This is a genomic window from Frigoribacterium sp. CFBP 13729, from assembly GCF_014841875.1.
GTDB lineage: Bacteria > Actinomycetota > Actinomycetes > Actinomycetales > Microbacteriaceae > Frigoribacterium.
The window spans coordinates 955083-970933 of the sequence record NZ_JACYUR010000001.1 but is presented as its reverse complement, the minus strand read 5'-3'; the positions used below and the strand labels follow the sequence as shown (position 1 = coordinate 970933).

Sequence of the window (15851 nt, the reverse complement as noted above, 5' to 3'; positions counted from 1 at the left end):
GGTCAGAGGTCGGCGTGCAGCTGCCACACCTTGTCGGCCGAGTCGCGCCAGCTGAACGCGCGGGCCCGGTCGAGGCCGGCGATGCCCAGGCGGGACGCCAGCTCGAGGTCGGTGACGACCTGGAACATGGCCTGGGCGAGCCGCTCGGCGTAGCCGTCGGGGTCCTCCCGCGGGACGACGACCGCACCGTCGGCCGCCACCTCGACGAGCGCGGGCGCGTCGGACACGATGGTGGGGGTGCCGAGGCTCATCGCCTCGACCACGGGGAGGCCGAAGCCCTCGGCGAGGCTCGGGAAGACGAAGGCGGAGGCACGCTGCAGGAGGACGGCGAGCTGGGCGTCCGAGACGAAGCCGAGGGTGCGGACACGGTCGGGCGAGAGGCCTGCCTCGGCGACCACGTCCGCGACGCGGACGTCGCCCCAGCCCTCAGGGCCCACCACGAGCAGGGGCACGTCGGGGGCGTCGGGATGAGCCATGGCGCGGATGAGGGGTGCCAGGCCCTTCCGGGGCTCGATCGTCCCCACGCTGAGCACGTAGGAGTCGGGGAGGTCGAGCCCGTCCGCCACGGCGTCGGCGTCGGCCGGCACGCGGAGGTCGTCGCTGACGGCCCCGCCCACGACGCGTACGCGATCGCCGAAGGGGAAGAGGTCGAGCAGCTCGCTCGCGACGGCGTGCGTGGGCACCACCACGGCGTCGGCGTGCCGGAACGCCCGCTTCGTCATGGCCTTGTGCCAGCGCACCCCGCGGGGGGTGAGGGTCTCCGGGTGGGTCCACGGGACCGTGTCGTGGATGGTCACGACCGTCTGGTTGCCGGGGGCGAGGCCGCGGTCGTGCCGCCCCAGCGGAGCCAGCAGGCTCGTGGCGTGGACCATTCCCCGGCCGGGGAGCCCGGCGACGCCGGCCTGCCACGCCAGCGAGAGCTCACGACGTCCCAGCGGGGACTTCGCCAGGCCGCTCAGGCCGGGGACGAGGTCGGTCAGGCGGTCGTACTCGGCCTGGGGGTGCGCCGCGACGACCCCCTGGACGTCGCAGCCCCTAGGCGCGGTGACGACCAGCGCCCGCGACAGCTCGCTCGTGTAGCGGCCGATGCCACCGGGGACCGGCGCCAGGATCTGGTCCATGACGACCCGGAGGGTCGTCATCGTCCGGTGGTGGCGACGTCGGAGAGCACGCCCTGGGCGGAGGCCTCGGCCAGCGCCTCCTGCCACGGGCGCATCGGGCTGAGCCCGGCCGCTGCCCACGCGTCGTGGCCGAGCACGCTGAACGCGGGTCGAGCTGCCGGCCGGACGAAGGCCGAGCTGTCCGTCGGCAGGACGCGCTCCGGGTCGAGTCCGGCGAGCCGGAAGGTCTCCTGTGCGAACCCCTGCCAGCTCGTCGAGCCCGAGTTCGTGCCGTGGTAGATCCCGGCGGGGGCGTCGGAGTCGACGAGGGCGACGATCTGGCGGGCGAGGTCCATCGTCCAGGTGGGCTGCCCGACCTGGTCCGAGACCACCGAGAGGGTGTCCCGGGTCGCCGCGAAGCCGAGCATGGTCTTCGGGAAGTTCGCCCCGTGGCGGCCGTAGAGCCAGGCCGTCCGCACGACGTACGTGCCCTCCGGGTGGGCCGCGAGGGCCGCCTCCTCGCCGACGGCCTTGGTGCGGCCGTAGGCGTTCAGCGGATCGCGGGGCTCGTCCTCGGCGTAGGGCTCCGTGGCGTCGCCCGCGAACACGTAGTCGGTCGAGACCGTGACGAAGGTCGCCCCGACGGAGGCGGCGGCCTCGGCGAGCAGTCCCACGGCGGTCCCGTTCACCTCGAGGGCCGCCTCCTCGTCGGTCTCGGCGGCGTCGACAGCCGTGTAGGCGGAGGCGTTGATCACGACGCCGTGGCCCTGGACGGCTGCGAACACGGCGTCGCGGTCGGTCACGTCGAGGTCGGCACGGCCGAGCAGGGTCACGTCACGGCCGAAGAGCGCCTCGACGAGGTCGGACCCGAGCATGCCGCGGGCGCCGGTGACGAGGTACTTGGCGGCGGAAGCGGGGCTCATGCGAGGGCCGCGCGCTCCTTGAGGGGCTCCCACCACTGGCGGTTGTCGCGGTACCACTGCACCACCTCGGCGAGTCCCTCGGCGAAGGGCACCTGGGGCTCGTAGCCGAGCTCGGAGCGGATCTTCGAGATGTCGACCGAGTAGCGCAGGTCGTGGCCGAGGCGGTCCTGCACGCGGTCGACGTACGACCAGTCCTTGCCGGTGGCCTCGAGGAGCATCTCGGTGAGTTCTTTGTTGGTGAGCTCGGTGCCGCCGCCGATGTTGTAGATCTCGCCCGCACGGCCGCCGACGAGGACCATGGCGATGCCCCGGGTGTGGTCGTCGACGTGCAGCCAGTCGCGGATGTTGTTCCCCTCGCCGTAGAGGGGCACGTGGACGTCGTCGATCAGGTTCGTGACGAAGAGGGGGATGACCTTCTCCGGGAAGTGGTACGGGCCGTAGTTGTTGCTGCAGCGCGTGATCGAGATGTTCATCCCGTGCGTGCGGTGGTAGCTGCGGGCGAGCAGGTCGCTGCCGGCCTTCGACGCGGAGTAGGGGGAGTTGGGCTCGAGCGGGCGGTCCTCGGCCCAGGACCCCTCGGCGATGGAGCCGTAGACCTCGTCGGTCGAGACGTGCACGAACCGCTTCAGGTCGTTGCGCAGCGCGGCGTCGAGCAGCTGCTGCGTGCCGAGCACGTTCGTCTCGACGAAGATGGACGCGTCTCGGACGGAGCGGTCGACGTGCGACTCGGCCGCGAAGTGGACGACGGCGTCGACCTCGGGGAAGAGCGTGTCGAGCAGGGCGCCGTCGCGGATGTCTCCCTGGACGAAGCGGAAGCGCGGCGACTCGGCCACCGAGATGAGGTTCTCGAGGTTGCCGGAGTAGGTCAGGGCGTCCAGCACCACGACCTCGGCCCCCTCCAGGCCCGGGTAGGCGTCTTCGAGGGTGCGGCGGACGAAGTTGGAGCCGATGAAGCCGGCTCCGCCGGTGACGAGGATTTTCACGGTGGTTCCTTGTGTGGTCGGTCGCTGGAGGTGTCGGTCGAGCTTAGCGGAGGTCCGGGTTGTCCCCCGGGACCTCGTGCGTGTCCCCCGGCCGGGGGACTAGACCCCCGCGGCGACGCGTGCGACCGTTGGGCCGATGAACGACAGCCTCGAGGTGACCTCTGTGCCCTCTCCCGAGCGTGGCGTGGATCGTCGGAGCGTCCTGGCGCTGGTCGGGGCCGCAGGCCTCTCGGCCGGTGTCCTGGCGCCTGCAGGGTCCGCGTCGGCGGCAGTGACCCTCGGCGAGACCGCCGGCGACGTGTACACGATCGAACAGGCGCTCGCCGAGGCGCAGCAGAGCGCGTGGGGCGGGCACCAGAACGGGCGCATCCCCGCCTCCGCCCTCACCGCGGTCCTCTCGTCCGTGCAGGGCTCCGGGTACCTCCGGTCGGACGCCGCGCGGGACTACTTCTCCATGTCCTTGGCCTTCTCGTCCGCGATCGGTCGTCCCCTCGACATCACCGAGGGCTACCGCGACTACGCGCGGCAGCAGGAGTACTGGGATCGCTACCAGGCGGGGACCGGCAACCTGGCGGCCTTCCCGGGCACGTCCAACCACGGCTGGGGCATCTCCTGCGACTTCGGCTCGGGCGTGCAGACGGCGGGGACGCCGGCGAAGCGGTGGCTCGACGCGAACGGCCCTTCCTTCGGGTGGAGCCCGACGGGCAACGGCTTCTCCCGACCCGAGCCCTGGCACTTCGACTACGTCCGGCCCTGGGACGGCGCCGTGGCCGAGCAGCGTGGACTCGGCGTCGTCGTCATGCGGTGCTCGCAGACGCTGCCGGCGGTGGGCGCCGGGTACATCGCCGTAGCCGGCGTGCGCTACCTCCGCCACCTGACGTCGCTCGACATGGTCAACGCCTCCCGCGTCGTCGGGGTCCCCTACTACGAAGTCAGCTCGTCGACGTTCCTCAACGCCCTCGACGCCCTGTCCGTGCCGCGTTCCGCGGTGACGGGCGGCGCCGACTACTGGCGACGATGACCTCCTCCCGCTCCACGACCCGAACGAAGGACCCACAATGCTGATCATCAGATGCTCGGAAGCGCTGTCGGGCACCGGCCCGGGGTTCACCTGCCTCGTGGGCGTCCGCACGCTCAAGCACCTCACGACCTCGGGCATGGTCAGCGCCATGCAGTCCCTCGGGGTGCCCTACCGCGACCTCAACCGGACGGCGTTCCTCAACGTGCTGAGCTCGCTCTCGATCCCCGAGTCCGCGGCCGTGGGCCTGGCCGACTGGTCCGGTCGCTGACGACATGCGGGTCCTGCCGCCTTCCCGATAGGGTCGAGAGGTGCAGATCCGCGAACTGAAGATCCCTGACAGCTACGAGGTCACGCCGAAGCAGTTCGGCGACGACCGCGGCGTGTTCCTCGAGTGGTACCGCTTCGACCGGCTCGCCGAGGCGGTGGGCCACCCCATCGACCTGAGGCAGGCGAACACGTCGGTCTCCAAGAGGGGAGTCGTCCGCGGCATCCACTTCGCCGACGTCCCTCGTGGCCAGGCGAAGTACGTGACCGCGACGCACGGCGCCGTGCTCGACTACGTCATCGACATCCGCGTCGGCTCGCCGACCTTCGGACAGTGGGACTCCGTCCTCCTCGACGACGTCGACCGTCGGGCCATCTACCTCGCGGAGGGCCTCGGGCACGCCTTCGTGGCGCTCAGCGACGACGCGACGGTGAGCTACCTCGTGACGGACACGTTCAACGCCGAGCGAGAGCACGGCATCGACCCCCTCGACCCGGAGATCGGACTCGTCTTCCCGCCCGAGGCAGGCGAGGCGCTGCTCTCGCCGAAGGACACGGACGCGCCCGGCCTCTCCGAGGCGGCCGCCGCCGGCCTCCTCCCCACCTGGGACGACATGCGAGCGTTCTACGCCACCCTCGACACGAAGGAGAGCTGACCGTGAAGGGCATCATCCTCGCCGGGGGCTCCGGCACGCGCCTCTGGCCGATCACCAAGGGCATCTCCAAGCAGCTCATGCCGATCTACGACAAGCCGATGGTCTACTACCCCTTGTCGACGCTCATGATGGCGGGCATCAACGAGGTCCTCGTCATCACGACGCCCGAGTACAACGACCAGTTCCGTGCCCTCCTCGGCGACGGATCCCACCTCGGGATGCGCATCGAGTACGCCGTGCAGCCCTCGCCCGACGGCCTGGCCCAGGCCTTCGTGATCGGCGAGGAGTTCATCGGGGACGACAGCGTCGCCCTCGTGCTCGGCGACAACATCTTCCACGGGGTCGGCCTCGGGTCGAACCTGAAGAAGAACGCCGAGGTCGACGGCGCGACCATCTTCGCGTACCACGTGGCGGACCCGAAGGCCTACGGCGTGGTCGAGTTCGACGACGACTTCCGAGCCGTGTCGATCGAGGAGAAGCCGGCGGCGCCCAAGAGCAACTACGCCGTGCCCGGCCTGTACTTCTACGACAACAAGGTCGTCGAGATCGCCAAGACGATCGAGCCGAGTCCCCGTGGCGAGCTCGAGATCTCGACCGTCAACGAGCGCTACCTGGAGGCGGGCGAGCTGCAGGTGCAGGTCCTCGACCGCGGCACGGCCTGGCTCGACACCGGCACCTTCGAGTCGATGATGCAGGCGTCCGAGTACGTCCGCGTCATCGAGGACCGTCAGGGCCACAAGATCGGCTGCATCGAGGAGATCGCCTGGCGCAACGGCTGGATCGACGACGCGGCTCTCGCCGAGCTCGCCGCTCCCCTCGCCAAGAGCGGCTACGGGGTGTACCTCCGTCGGCTGCTCAGCGCGTAGGCGGTCGTGCTGCGTCGCCTGAGGAGCGGCCTCGTCGCTCTCCTCGGTGCGTCGCGAGCCTCCGAGGGCGGGGCGTCCCCGGCTGAGGTCGAGCGCTTCGTCGCGCTCCCGCTCGACCGCACCGTTCCGGTCACGGCTCCTCCCGGGCTCGTCGCCGACGTCGTCGACCTCGTGGTGACGCTGGACGTCGACGACGTCTCGGACCGGCCCGACGTGATCGCACGGCTGGGCGAGGTCGCGCAGGAGACGGGCTGGCACCTCATCGTGGTCGTCTACGAGGCGGAGGAGGCAGTCGGCAAGGTCCACGTGCCGCCGGTCGTCCCTCCCACCCTGCCGCTCCTCGAGGGGCGGGTGGCTCGTGGATGGTCGACCGCCGTGGGCTGGGCGATCCCGCACCTGCAGGGCACCCGTGCCGTCCTGCTCGACTCCACGGTCGTCGTGTCGGCCCTGCACCTCCGGCGTCTCGTCGACGAGCTCGGCGACGGCGACGAGGGGCCCGTGGTCGTGCAGGGCGTCCTGCGTCGGGTCGACGGCACGGTGGCGACCGCAGGTGCCCTCAGGCTCTCGCCCCTGGTCGCGCCGGCGTCGCTCCTGGAGGGGCACCCCGCCGAGGACTCCGAGAGGCTCGGCCTGGTCGACGTCTTCGCCGCGGACGCTCCGGTGCTCGCCGTCCGCTCCTCTGGCCTGACGGCGCCTCCGCCGACGACCGACATGCGACTCGCCGTCGCCGGGCTCTCCCGCGAGGTCGCGCGTCGGGCGGGTCCGCGTGCTCGCGTGGTCTCCGTGCCCTGCGGGCGCTCCCTCGAGACCAGGCCGCCGGTCCGCAGCCTCGACGCCGGTGCGCAGGACCTCCTGGTCGCCTGGCGGGCGCTCTCGGACGTCGACGGACCTCGAGCCCTGGCCCGTCTGGGATTCGAGGTCGCCGCGGACGTGCCGGTCTCGCGGGTCCCCCCGGGGGAGCGCACGGGCATCCGGGTGTCGCGCCCCCTCCTGCGCCGCTCCGTCGGCACAGCCGCTCTCGTGCTCGAGCCGACGCCCCGTCTGCGCTGGTCGCTCAAGACGGCCGCGTGGCCGGGAGAACGGGGCGACGACTGGGGCGACACCCACTTCGCCCGCGATCTCGCGCGAGCGCTGACCGGCCTGGGCCAGGACGTCGTCGTCGACCGCCGTCTCTCGCACGCCAGGCCCGGGAGCGACGACCTCGACGACGTCTCGCTGGTGCTGCGCGGCCTCGACCGGACGCCGCTCAGCCCGTCCGCGCTCAACGTCCTCTGGGTCATCAGCCATCCCGACCTCGTCAGCCCGGGCGAGCTGGGTTCGTTCGACCTCCGCTTCGCCGCCAGCGAGACCTGGGCCGGCCGTGTCTCGGACGAGACCGGCCATGTCGTCGAGCCGCTGCTCCAGGCGACCGACCCGGGACGCTTCGCGCCGGGCCCGGTGGACGCGGAGCTGGTGTCCGACGTCCTCTTCGTGGGACGCACGCGCGGGGTCTTCCGGCCCGTCGTCCGGGACGCCGTCGCGGCCGGTCTCGACGTGTCCGTGTGGGGCGACGGCTGGAGCGGCCTCGTCCCGCCGGGCGTCGTCCGCGGCGAGTCCCTGCCGAACGAGCGGCTCCCCGCCGCGTACCGAAGCGCACGCGTCGTGCTCAACGACCACTGGGCCGACATGGCGCGTGAGGGGTTCGTCTCGAACCGCATCTTCGACGCGCTCGCCACCGGGGCCCCTGTGGTGTCCGACTCCGTGCCCGGGCTGTCGGACTCGCTCGGCGGACTCGTCCGGACGTACGAGACCCCGGACGACCTGCGGCGGATCGTCCTGGACATCGAACGGGAGCCCGAGGAAGCCCGCGCGGAGCGCGCCCGGTCGGTCGCCGAGCACCACTCATTCGACGCGCGCGCTCGGCTGCTGCTCGACCGGGTGCTCGTCCGGTTCCGGACCGCCTGACGACGTCGCCCCGGCCTCCGCCGACGGGCCTGCGCTCCGTCCTAGGGGCGGAGGGTGCCCTTCACGGCGCGGGCACGGTCGCCCAGGGCGTCGGCCCAGCGGACGACCTTCCGGGCGCTCAGCTCGGCCACCTGACGCTCGCGGTCGTTGGCGAGGCCCTCGAGGGCGGCGATGCGATCCGACATCCGTCCGACCGTCGCCTCCAGGAGACGGACGTTCTCGGTCTGGGCCGCCTCGACGGCCTCCAGACGATCGACGGCGTCGTCCCGCTCGACGAGTCCGCGTCCCGCTCCCTGCAGGGCGTCGACCTCCGTGGGCGTGAGGAGCCGGTCCGTCGTCGACAGGTCGCGCCCGATGGAGGCGAGGAACCGGGGGAGGCTGTCGTCCCGGGCGAACGAGTCCGTCTCCGTCTGCCCGGGAGCCGTGCTGCGCAGCGACCAGTAGGCCTTGAGCGTCCCCGCCCGGAGACGGCGGAAGTCGCGCATCCCGTGGTGGTTCGGGCTCGGCGACACATCGGGGTTCGACTCGTACGCGACCCCCGCGATCTCCACGCGGTGGGCGTACTGCTCCCAGGAGCGCCACGGGTAGTGGAGGACCTCGAGGCCGAGCTCCTCCGGGGGCACGGCGCCCTGGGCGATCGTCACGAGGTGGTTGCCCTGCACGACCGAGACGTCGGGGTCGCCCACGTGGATCGCGTTGCCGCTGGGGTGGGAGATGAGCCCGATGGCGTGCAGCTCGGCGGCGTCGCGCTGGTCGCGCCACACGAGGCGGTCCAGACCGCCGCCCGACTCCGCCAGCGGGCCGACCATGTTGACCACGGGGACGACGAACGCGCGCACGGCGGGGTCGAGGCGGCTGAAGACGTCGGCCAGCGTGAGGTCGCGGTCCCGCGGGATGAGGAACTCGTCGGCGTCGGCGTTGACGACCCAGTCCGCACCGTGGACGGTGTGGGCGTCCCGGGCCATGGCCGTCACCGTCGCGCTCTGCTGCTTCCGGTGGACCGGGTCGTGACGGAGGTCGACGGTGACCGAGGAGGTGCGCGCGAACTCCTCGAGCAGCTCACGGGTCCCGTCCGTGGACCCGTTGTCGGTCACGACGAGGACGTCGACGCCTTGGGTGACGTGGTAGGCCAGCCACTCCGGCAGGATGTCGACCTCGTCGCGGATCATCAGGGTGAGGGCCAGGGTCATCGGGAGGGGTGCTTTCGGGTCGGGGGTGGGAGGCAGGGGAGGCGGCCGCGTCGGGCGGTCACCTCACGGTCGAGGTGACCTCGCTCGTGCCCGGACGGCCAGGGCGACCCGGAGGACCGCTCGGAGCGGCCAGAGGTACCACCTGTCGTACTTGCCGGCGAGGAAGCGGTAGGCGCTCCGGTGGTGCACAAGCCGCATCTCCCGTGAAGAGTTCTGCGTCGAGTGCGCACCGACGTGCATGACGCGTGCCTCCGGCTCGTAGACGCTCGTCCAGCCCGCGCGTCCCAGGCGATGGCCGAGGTCGACGTCCTCGAAGTACATGAAGAAACGGTCGTCGAACCCGCCCAGCGAGTCGAAGGCAGAGCGTCGGACCAGGAGGCACGCGCCGGAGAGCCATCCCGTGACACGTCGGACGTCGTGCTCGCCGTCTCGGTGGTACCCGCGGGTCCACGGGTTGCCCGGCCAGACGTTGGCGAAGAGGGCGTGCCCGAGGCCGGTGCGCAGGGAGGGGACTCGGCGCGCGGACGGGTAGACCGAGCCGTCGGGCTCGACGATCGCGGGGCCGACGGCTCCGATCGAGTCGTCCGACCCCGCGACGGACAGCAGGACGTCGAGGCTGCCCGGCTCCATGACGACGTCGGGATTGGAGACGAGCACCCAGCGGATCTCGGGCCCCAGCTGTCGGACGGCCTCGTTCACCGCGCCTCCGTAGCCGAGGTTGCGCCCGAGCTCGAGGAACTCGGCGCCGTGGCTCCGCGTCGTCGCCGCGAGACGCACGACGTCGTCGGAGTCGTTGTCCGCGACGACGACCCGCAGGGGGACGTCCGTCCGTGTCGCGGCGGCCGTCGACGCGAGGAAGTCCTCGAGGTAGCGCCCCGAGTTGTAGCTGACGGTGACGATCGCGGTGTCCGCCGTGACGGCGTCCTCGTCCCGGGTCACGAGGCCCACACCGCCCGGTGCGCGTCCGCGCAGGCACGCCAGGTGAACTCCGCAGCGCGGCGGGTGCCGGCGGACGCCAGACGGCTCCGCTCGCGCGGGTCGTCGAGGAGGTCGCCCAGCGCGCGCTCGAGCGAGTCGGCATCCGGCTCGGCGTAGGCCGCGGCGTCGCCGGCGACCTCGGGGAGAGCCAGGCGCCTGGTGGTCAGCACGGTTCCCCCGCACGCCATCGCCTCGAGGACGGGGAGTCCGAAGCCCTCTCCGGTGCTCGGGTAGACCACGACGTCGGACCCGCCGAGGAACGCGGCGAGCTCCTCGAGGGGGAGGTAGCCGAGATGGCGGAGGCTCGAGCCGGGCACGTCGCCGGCGGCACGGAGCAGTGCCGTCGCCTCGTCGTCCCAGCCGAGACCGCCGGCGACGAGGAGAGGCGCGACGTCCCCACGGGCTGATGACAGCCGCGCATGGGCCTCGACGAGCGCAGGCACGGACTTGCGAGGCTCCACCGTCCCGAGGAAGGCGATCCACCGCTCGCCCTCGGGGATGCCGTGGGCGCTCCGGAAGCGTTCGACGTCTCCCTCGGAAGGCACGTGGAACACGCCGCGGTCCACGCCCAGGTGGGCCACGGCGGTCCGGCGGCCGCGGCGCACGAAGCGCTCGATCTCGTCCGCCGTGGCGGCGCTGGGGGCGACGGTGCGGAAGGCGAGGAGCCGTGCCAGGCGGGTCCAGGTGCGGAAGAAGGAGCGCTTGACACGACCGTGCGCTGCCGGATCGCTGAAGAAGGTCGCGTCGTGCAGGGTGACCACGCTCCGGCGCGCCCACAGGAGCGGGAACGTGTAGTGCGGGCTGTGGACGAGAGCCACCCCGAGCCGCCGGGCCAGGAGGGGGAGTCCGAGTTGCTCCCACACGAGGCGCCCAGGGCGAGAGACCGTGGTCGACGGCGCGTCGAGGTAGCGGTGGCTGGGAGCCGTCGTCCGCAGCCATTCCCGGTCGGCGGACTTCACCACCACGGTGACGGGCGAGCCCGACTGGTCCAGCCCCTGGAGCAGGCCGGTGATGTACCGCGCCACGCCTCCTCGGTTCTCGGGGATGGACGTCGCGTCGACGAGGACGGGCACGGACAAGATCAGGCGCGGAGTTCGCGACCCGCGGTGGCGACGCGCGTCATGCCGGCGTGGCGGTCGTCGTCCGCCATGACGAAGCGTGCTGCCTCGCGCAGGATCGCGATGTGCTCACCGGTCTTCTTGGCGAGGAAGCAGTGGATGAAGTAGGGGCCGCCGCCGAACTGGAGGTCGTCGAGGCGGTACTCCACCGTCGTCGTGCCGTGGAGGGGGCTGTGCACGAGCCCGATCTTGCGGCTGTCGGTGCCGTAGACGAGGTGTCCGTGCTGGTTCTCGATCTTGAAGCCGGAGTTCCACTCCTCGAGCGGTGTCGTGTGCGAGACCGTCATGCGGATGACGAGGTCGTCACCCGGTCGGAGCTCCTCGCCGGGGGCACGCCCGGGGGAGGCGATCTCCACCTTGTCGACGGAGCCGGGGGTGGCGTCCTCGTCGGGGTTCGCGGCCTCGGCCTCGGCGACGCGGCGCCCCTCGAGGATCTCGCGGAAGTTCTTGACCGCGTGGCGAGCCGATCCCTGGAACTTGACCTCGCCGTGGTGGAGGACCACGGCGCTGTCGCAGAGTTCCTGCACCTGGCCCAGGGAGTGGCTGACGAGCACGATCGTCCGACCCTGCTGCTGGAACTCGCGGATCTTGTCGAGGCACTTCTTCTGGAACTGCTCGTCTCCCACGGCGAGGACCTCGTCGACGAGCAGGACGTCGGGATCCGTGTGGATGGCCACCGCGAAGGCGAGGCGCACGTACATGCCGGACGAGTAGAACTTCACCTGGGTGTCGATGAAGTCGCCGATGCCGCTGAACAGCAGGATGTCGTCGAACTTCGCCTCGGCTTCCTCCTGCGTGATGCCCAGGATCGCCGCGTTGAGATAGACGTTCTCCCGCCCCGTCAGGTCGGGGTGGAAACCCGCGCCGAGCTCGATCAGCGCCGCGAGACGACCGCGTCGGCTCACCTCGCCCGTCGTGGGCTCGAGGATCCCGCCGATCACCTTGAGCAGGGTCGACTTGCCCGATCCGTTGGGTCCGAGCAGCCCGATGGTGGTGCCGGCCGGGATGTCGAGGGTGACGTCCTTCAGCGCCCAGAAGTCCTCGCTGTGGCGCCGACCAGCTCGGCCGAGCGTCACGATGCGCTCCTTGAGGGAGTTGTCGCGGCGGATGACGAAGCGCTTGGACACGTTCTTGACGCTGACGACGGTGGGGGCGTCGGCGAAGTCGACGTCGTCGACCGCGAGGATGTTGTCGGTGCTCATGACTGGGGCCTTTCTCGGTGCACGACTCAGATCTCCTGCGCGAAGTTGCCCTGCAGGCGAGCGAACACTCGCTGGCAGAAGAACAGGGCGACGAGGCCGACGAGGATCGCGATGCCCATGCGCAGCATGAGGTGGTCGGGGTACTGCTCGGGCCCGCCAGCAGTCCAGAAGGCGCGGTGGAAGCCGAGGATCCCCAGGGTGATGGGGTTGTTGGTGTAGATCGGGAGGACCCACTCCCAGGGGCCGTCCGTGGCACGCGAGAACACCATCTGCCACGAGTAGACGATGGGGGAGGCCCACATGAGGAGCATCATCAGCACCTCGACGAGGTAGGCCATGTCACGCAGGTACACGTTGAGGGCCGAGAGGAGGATGCCCAGGGCCGTTCCCCAGACGAGGATGACCAGCGTCGCGGGGAGGAAGAACATGAGGTTCTCGAACGTGGGGAACGACCGGAAAGCCAGCGTCGCGATCAGCAGGATGACCAGCTGGATCCCGAAGTTGAACAACGCCCCGCCGACGGCCGACAGAGGGTAGATCTCGCGGGGGACGTAGACCTTCTTCAGGAGACCGGCGTTGGCCACCACGGAGCCCGTGGCGCCGGAGACGATCTCGCTGAAGAGCCCGTAGAGGGTGAGCCCGGCGAAGATGTAGATCGCGAACTCGGGGATGGCTCGCGCCGATCCCAGGATCTGGCCGAGGATGAGCCAGTAGATGCCGAGCTGGACGAGGGGCCTGATGAGGGTCCACGCGAAGCCGAGTGCACTGTCCTTGTAGCGCGACTTGAGGTCGCGTCGGATCAGGAGGTCGAGCAGCTGTCGCTGCTGGAACACCTCTCGGACCGAGCCCCAGGTCCCGCCGGCGGGGCGTCCGGCCGGGATCATCGGCTCGTCGCGGAGTCGCGCGAACCTCTCGCTGACGGTGCTGCTCATGGTCATACCTCGCTTGTCGGAGAACAGGGAACTATACCTCGCTGATCTTCGGGGATCGGCGAGGAGCGAACGGTCATCGACCGTTCTTGCTGTCCCGGATGGTGTTCAGGCGGGTGACGACCTTGCCGCGGAGCTCTCCGACACCCCCGGAGGTGAGGTAGTGACGGGCCAGGAGGACGTCCCGCCGGACACCGTGACGGCTGTTGGCGATCTCGTGGAACCGCTGCTCCGGGGACTTCTCGATCGAGGGCACGACGACGCCGCCGGAGTGACGGCCTGCATCGGCGGCGACGTGGGCCCGGTCCGGGGCGACGTGCGGGTCGTGGCAGAACTGGATGAGCGGAGCGAGGGCCTTCTCCCAGGTGAAGTCGGCGGCGACCCGGGCGACGTTCTCCTTGGCTGCGGCGATGGCCACCTCGTCGAAGAGCATGGACTCGAGGGCATCGGCGAGGCCGTCGACGTCGCGCTCGGTCACGGCCACCCCCAGCCCCTCAGCAGCCACGAGGTCGCCGAAGCTGTCGCCCCGGGTCGTGACGATGGGAAGGTTCGCCCACATGTAGTCGAGGATCCGGGTGCGGAACGAGAACGTGGTCTCGACGTGGTCGAAGTGCGTGCTCACGCCCGCGTCGGCCTCGAGCAGGTAGTTCTGCCGGTCGTCCAGCGCGACCCAGTTCTCGTTGAAGAAGACGTTCTTGCCGGTGAGGCCGAGCTGCTCGGAGATCTCACGGGTCTTCGAGACGATGGCCATCTCGGGCACGTCCGGGTTCGGGTGGGCCACGCCCAGGAAGAACAGGCGCACGTTGGGGCGCCGCTCGGCGAGCACGCCGATGGCCCTCACCAGGGTCGGGGTGTCGAACCAGTTGTAGATGCCGCCGCCCCAGATGACGACCTTGTCGTCGTCGCCGATGCCGGGGACCACACCGCGGATCGCCTTGCGGGTGTGCTGCGGCGGCGTGCTGTCCATGCCGAAGGGAGCGATGGAGATGAGGTCCCGCAGATTCTCGTCGGCGGCGTAGGTGTCCGGGTTGATGCGTCCGACCGCGGCGAGCTGACCCATCCAGAACAGGCGCTGCCGCTCCGAGGCGCAGAGGAAGTAGTCGCCCCGCTGGAGCTGCTCGTTGACGACCTCGGTCGTGACCAGGACCTGGTTGCGCCACGCGGCGTCGCCCATCTCCCGGCCCTGTTCGAGCTGCTCGAGGTGCATGGGGTCGTACAGGTCGACGACCATCACCTTGTTGGACTTCTGCAGGGTGAGGAAGTGCCGGAGGGCGAAGCCCTGGAAGAAGATGACGTCGGCCCACTCCTCGTGGACCTTCATGGCTCGTTCGTCCTGCAGTCGGACCCGCTCGACCTCGAAGGTCTCGGACGCACGGTTCGCGACGTTCCAGGTCACGAGCCGGACGTCGTTGTGCTCGGCCAGCGCCTCCGAGATCTTCCAGGCGCGCATGCCCGGCCCGGCCATCTTCTCGCCGAGCGCGTCGCCGGTGATGACGAGGACCCGCTTGCGCATCATCGGGCGGTTGACCCCGAACGCGTCCTGGATCTTCGTGAAGCCCTCGAGGAAGTAGTCGTCGCCGAAGAGGGGGTGGAAGATGTTGCCGAAGAGGCGGAACACCTCTTTGTCGGTCTTGACCCGGCGGGACTGGATCTCGTCCCGGCGCTTCTTCAGCTTGGGGAGGTCAGCGACGAACTGGTCGAGGGCGAACAGTCCCGCGACGGTGTCCTTGTGCACGGGCGTCGTCTCGTCGTGCTCGTCGGCGGCGCCGGTGAAGCGACGGAGGTCGTAGGACTCCGAGTCGAGCTTCCCCTTCGCGACGGCACGCCGGGCGAGCAGGGCGAACGCGGCCGGGAGGAGGGTGCCGAGGCTGTCCTCGGAGAGGTTCTTGTAGAGCATGTGGAGCGCGTTGCGCTCGAGGAGGTACATCTCGCGGTGCTCACCGAAGCTCTTCATCGAGCCGTGGTGCTTGTGGTAGACGATCGAGTCGGGAGCGAAGCGCACGCGGTACCCGTAGAGGTTCAGGCGCCACCCGAGGTCGACGTCGTCGTAGAACATGAACATGTCCTCGTCGAAGCCGCCGATGTCGAGGAAGAGCGCGCGTCGCACGAACAGGGCGGACCCCGTGCCGAACAGCAGGTCGCGCTGCTCGTCGAAGCGTCCGTCGTCCTGCTCGTTGGTGTGGTTCTTGTAGCCCATGCCGAACCACGACAGGCCCGACTCGACGAAGTCGATCGCCTTGCCGTCCCAGTCGAGCACCTTGCTCGCCACCGCGCCGATGCGGGGGCTGGCGGAGAACGCGGCGATGCCCTCCCGGATCCAGTCGCGGTGGGGCTTCGCGTCGTTGTTGAGGAACGCGACGAAGTCGCCGGTCGCGGTCCGGGCACCGAGGTTGCTGCCGCCGGTGAAGCCGAGGTTCTCGTCCGACACGACCAGCTTGACGTTCGCCTGGTCGCCCAGGGCGGCCCGGAGGCGAGCCTCGCTGTCGTCGCCCGAGCCGTTCTCGACCACGACGATCTCGAGCTGCTTCGCGGGCCAGTCGACCTCGTTGAGCTGAGCGACGCACTCGAGCGTGTCGTCGGTGCCTCGGTAGTTGATGATGACGACTGAGACGGTGCCGGTGGTGGTGACGGTCAAGACGTGTGCTCCCAAGTGATCGGCCGGTCGGGGTGCCCGAGG

At 70.5% G+C, this 15851-nt stretch carries 14 protein-coding genes; 5 read left to right on the top strand and 9 right to left on the bottom strand.

Annotated features, from left to right (window positions below; translation table 11 throughout):
- Positions 1-2: 2 nt before the first annotated feature.
- The 3 genes from IFT77_RS04325 to rfbB are packed head-to-tail and all read right to left on the bottom strand — an operon-like array spanning position 3 to position 3006.
- Positions 3-1142: a glycosyltransferase family 1 protein gene (locus tag IFT77_RS04325; protein WP_192042072.1), complete on the bottom strand. Its 1140-nt coding sequence runs from the start codon at positions 1140-1142 to the stop codon at positions 3-5.
- Positions 1139-2023, bottom strand: coding sequence for a dTDP-4-dehydrorhamnose reductase (gene rfbD, locus IFT77_RS04320; protein ID WP_192169289.1), 885 nt, complete (start codon positions 2021-2023; stop codon positions 1139-1141). Before rfbD ends, IFT77_RS04325 begins: the two co-directional genes overlap by 4 nt.
- On the bottom strand, positions 2020-3006 hold the full coding sequence (gene rfbB, locus IFT77_RS04315; RefSeq protein ID WP_192169288.1) for a dTDP-glucose 4,6-dehydratase: 987 nt from the start codon (positions 3004-3006) through the stop codon (positions 2020-2022). Before rfbB ends, rfbD begins: the two co-directional genes overlap by 4 nt.
- A 136-nt stretch (positions 3007-3142) precedes the next feature.
- On the opposite strand from rfbB, the gene IFT77_RS04310 reads away from it, so the two are divergent.
- From IFT77_RS04310 to IFT77_RS04290, 5 genes are read left to right on the top strand one after another with little or no spacing between them, the layout of a single operon-like run.
- Positions 3143-4027 carry a D-alanyl-D-alanine carboxypeptidase family protein gene (locus tag IFT77_RS04310; RefSeq protein WP_192042069.1) on the top strand — a complete coding sequence of 295 codons (885 nt, stop codon included), beginning with the start codon at positions 3143-3145 and terminating at the stop codon, positions 4025-4027.
- Positions 4028-4064: 37 nt separating this feature from the next.
- Positions 4065-4295 (top strand): hypothetical protein, encoded by a 231-nt coding sequence (locus IFT77_RS04305; RefSeq protein ID WP_123546539.1) that lies wholly within the window; start codon positions 4065-4067, stop codon positions 4293-4295.
- 40 nt (positions 4296-4335) lie between these two features.
- Complete coding sequence (locus tag IFT77_RS04300; RefSeq protein WP_123546538.1) at positions 4336-4947, top strand: dTDP-4-dehydrorhamnose 3,5-epimerase family protein; 612 nt, start codon at positions 4336-4338, stop codon at positions 4945-4947.
- Positions 4948-4949: 2 nt separating this feature from the next.
- Positions 4950-5813, top strand: a complete 864-nt coding sequence (gene rfbA, locus IFT77_RS04295; protein WP_123546537.1) for a glucose-1-phosphate thymidylyltransferase RfbA — start codon at positions 4950-4952, stop codon at positions 5811-5813.
- A 6-nt stretch (positions 5814-5819) separates the two neighbouring features.
- A complete protein-coding gene (locus tag IFT77_RS04290; protein WP_192169287.1) occupies positions 5820-7757 on the top strand; it encodes a glycosyltransferase in 1938 nt (645 codons plus the stop codon).
- 41 nt (positions 7758-7798) lie between these two features.
- On the opposite strand, the gene IFT77_RS04285 is transcribed toward IFT77_RS04290, so the two are convergent.
- The 6 genes from IFT77_RS04285 to IFT77_RS04260 form a co-directional block, all read right to left on the bottom strand.
- Positions 7799-8947 carry a glycosyltransferase family 2 protein gene (locus tag IFT77_RS04285; protein WP_197980396.1) on the bottom strand — a complete coding sequence of 383 codons (1149 nt, stop codon included), beginning with the start codon at positions 8945-8947 and terminating at the stop codon, positions 7799-7801.
- 63 nt (positions 8948-9010) lie between these two features.
- On the bottom strand, positions 9011-9886 hold the full coding sequence (locus IFT77_RS04280; protein ID WP_192042066.1) for a glycosyltransferase: 876 nt from the start codon (positions 9884-9886) through the stop codon (positions 9011-9013).
- A complete protein-coding gene (locus IFT77_RS04275; RefSeq protein ID WP_213016644.1) occupies positions 9883-10998 on the bottom strand; it encodes a glycosyltransferase family 1 protein in 1116 nt (371 codons plus the stop codon). Before IFT77_RS04275 ends, IFT77_RS04280 begins: the two co-directional genes overlap by 4 nt.
- An 8-nt stretch (positions 10999-11006) precedes the next feature.
- Entirely contained in the window at positions 11007-12245 is a 1239-nt protein-coding gene (locus IFT77_RS04270) for an ABC transporter ATP-binding protein (protein ID WP_123546532.1), read from the bottom strand.
- A 26-nt stretch (positions 12246-12271) separates the two neighbouring features.
- Entirely contained in the window at positions 12272-13177 is a 906-nt protein-coding gene (locus IFT77_RS04265) for an ABC transporter permease (protein WP_123547284.1), read from the bottom strand.
- Between the two features lie 73 nt (positions 13178-13250).
- The gene (locus IFT77_RS04260; RefSeq protein WP_192042063.1) at positions 13251-15809 is read right to left on the bottom strand and encodes a glycosyltransferase; all 2559 of its coding nucleotides are present in this window, start codon (positions 15807-15809) and stop codon (positions 13251-13253) included.
- Positions 15810-15851 lie beyond the last annotated feature (42 nt).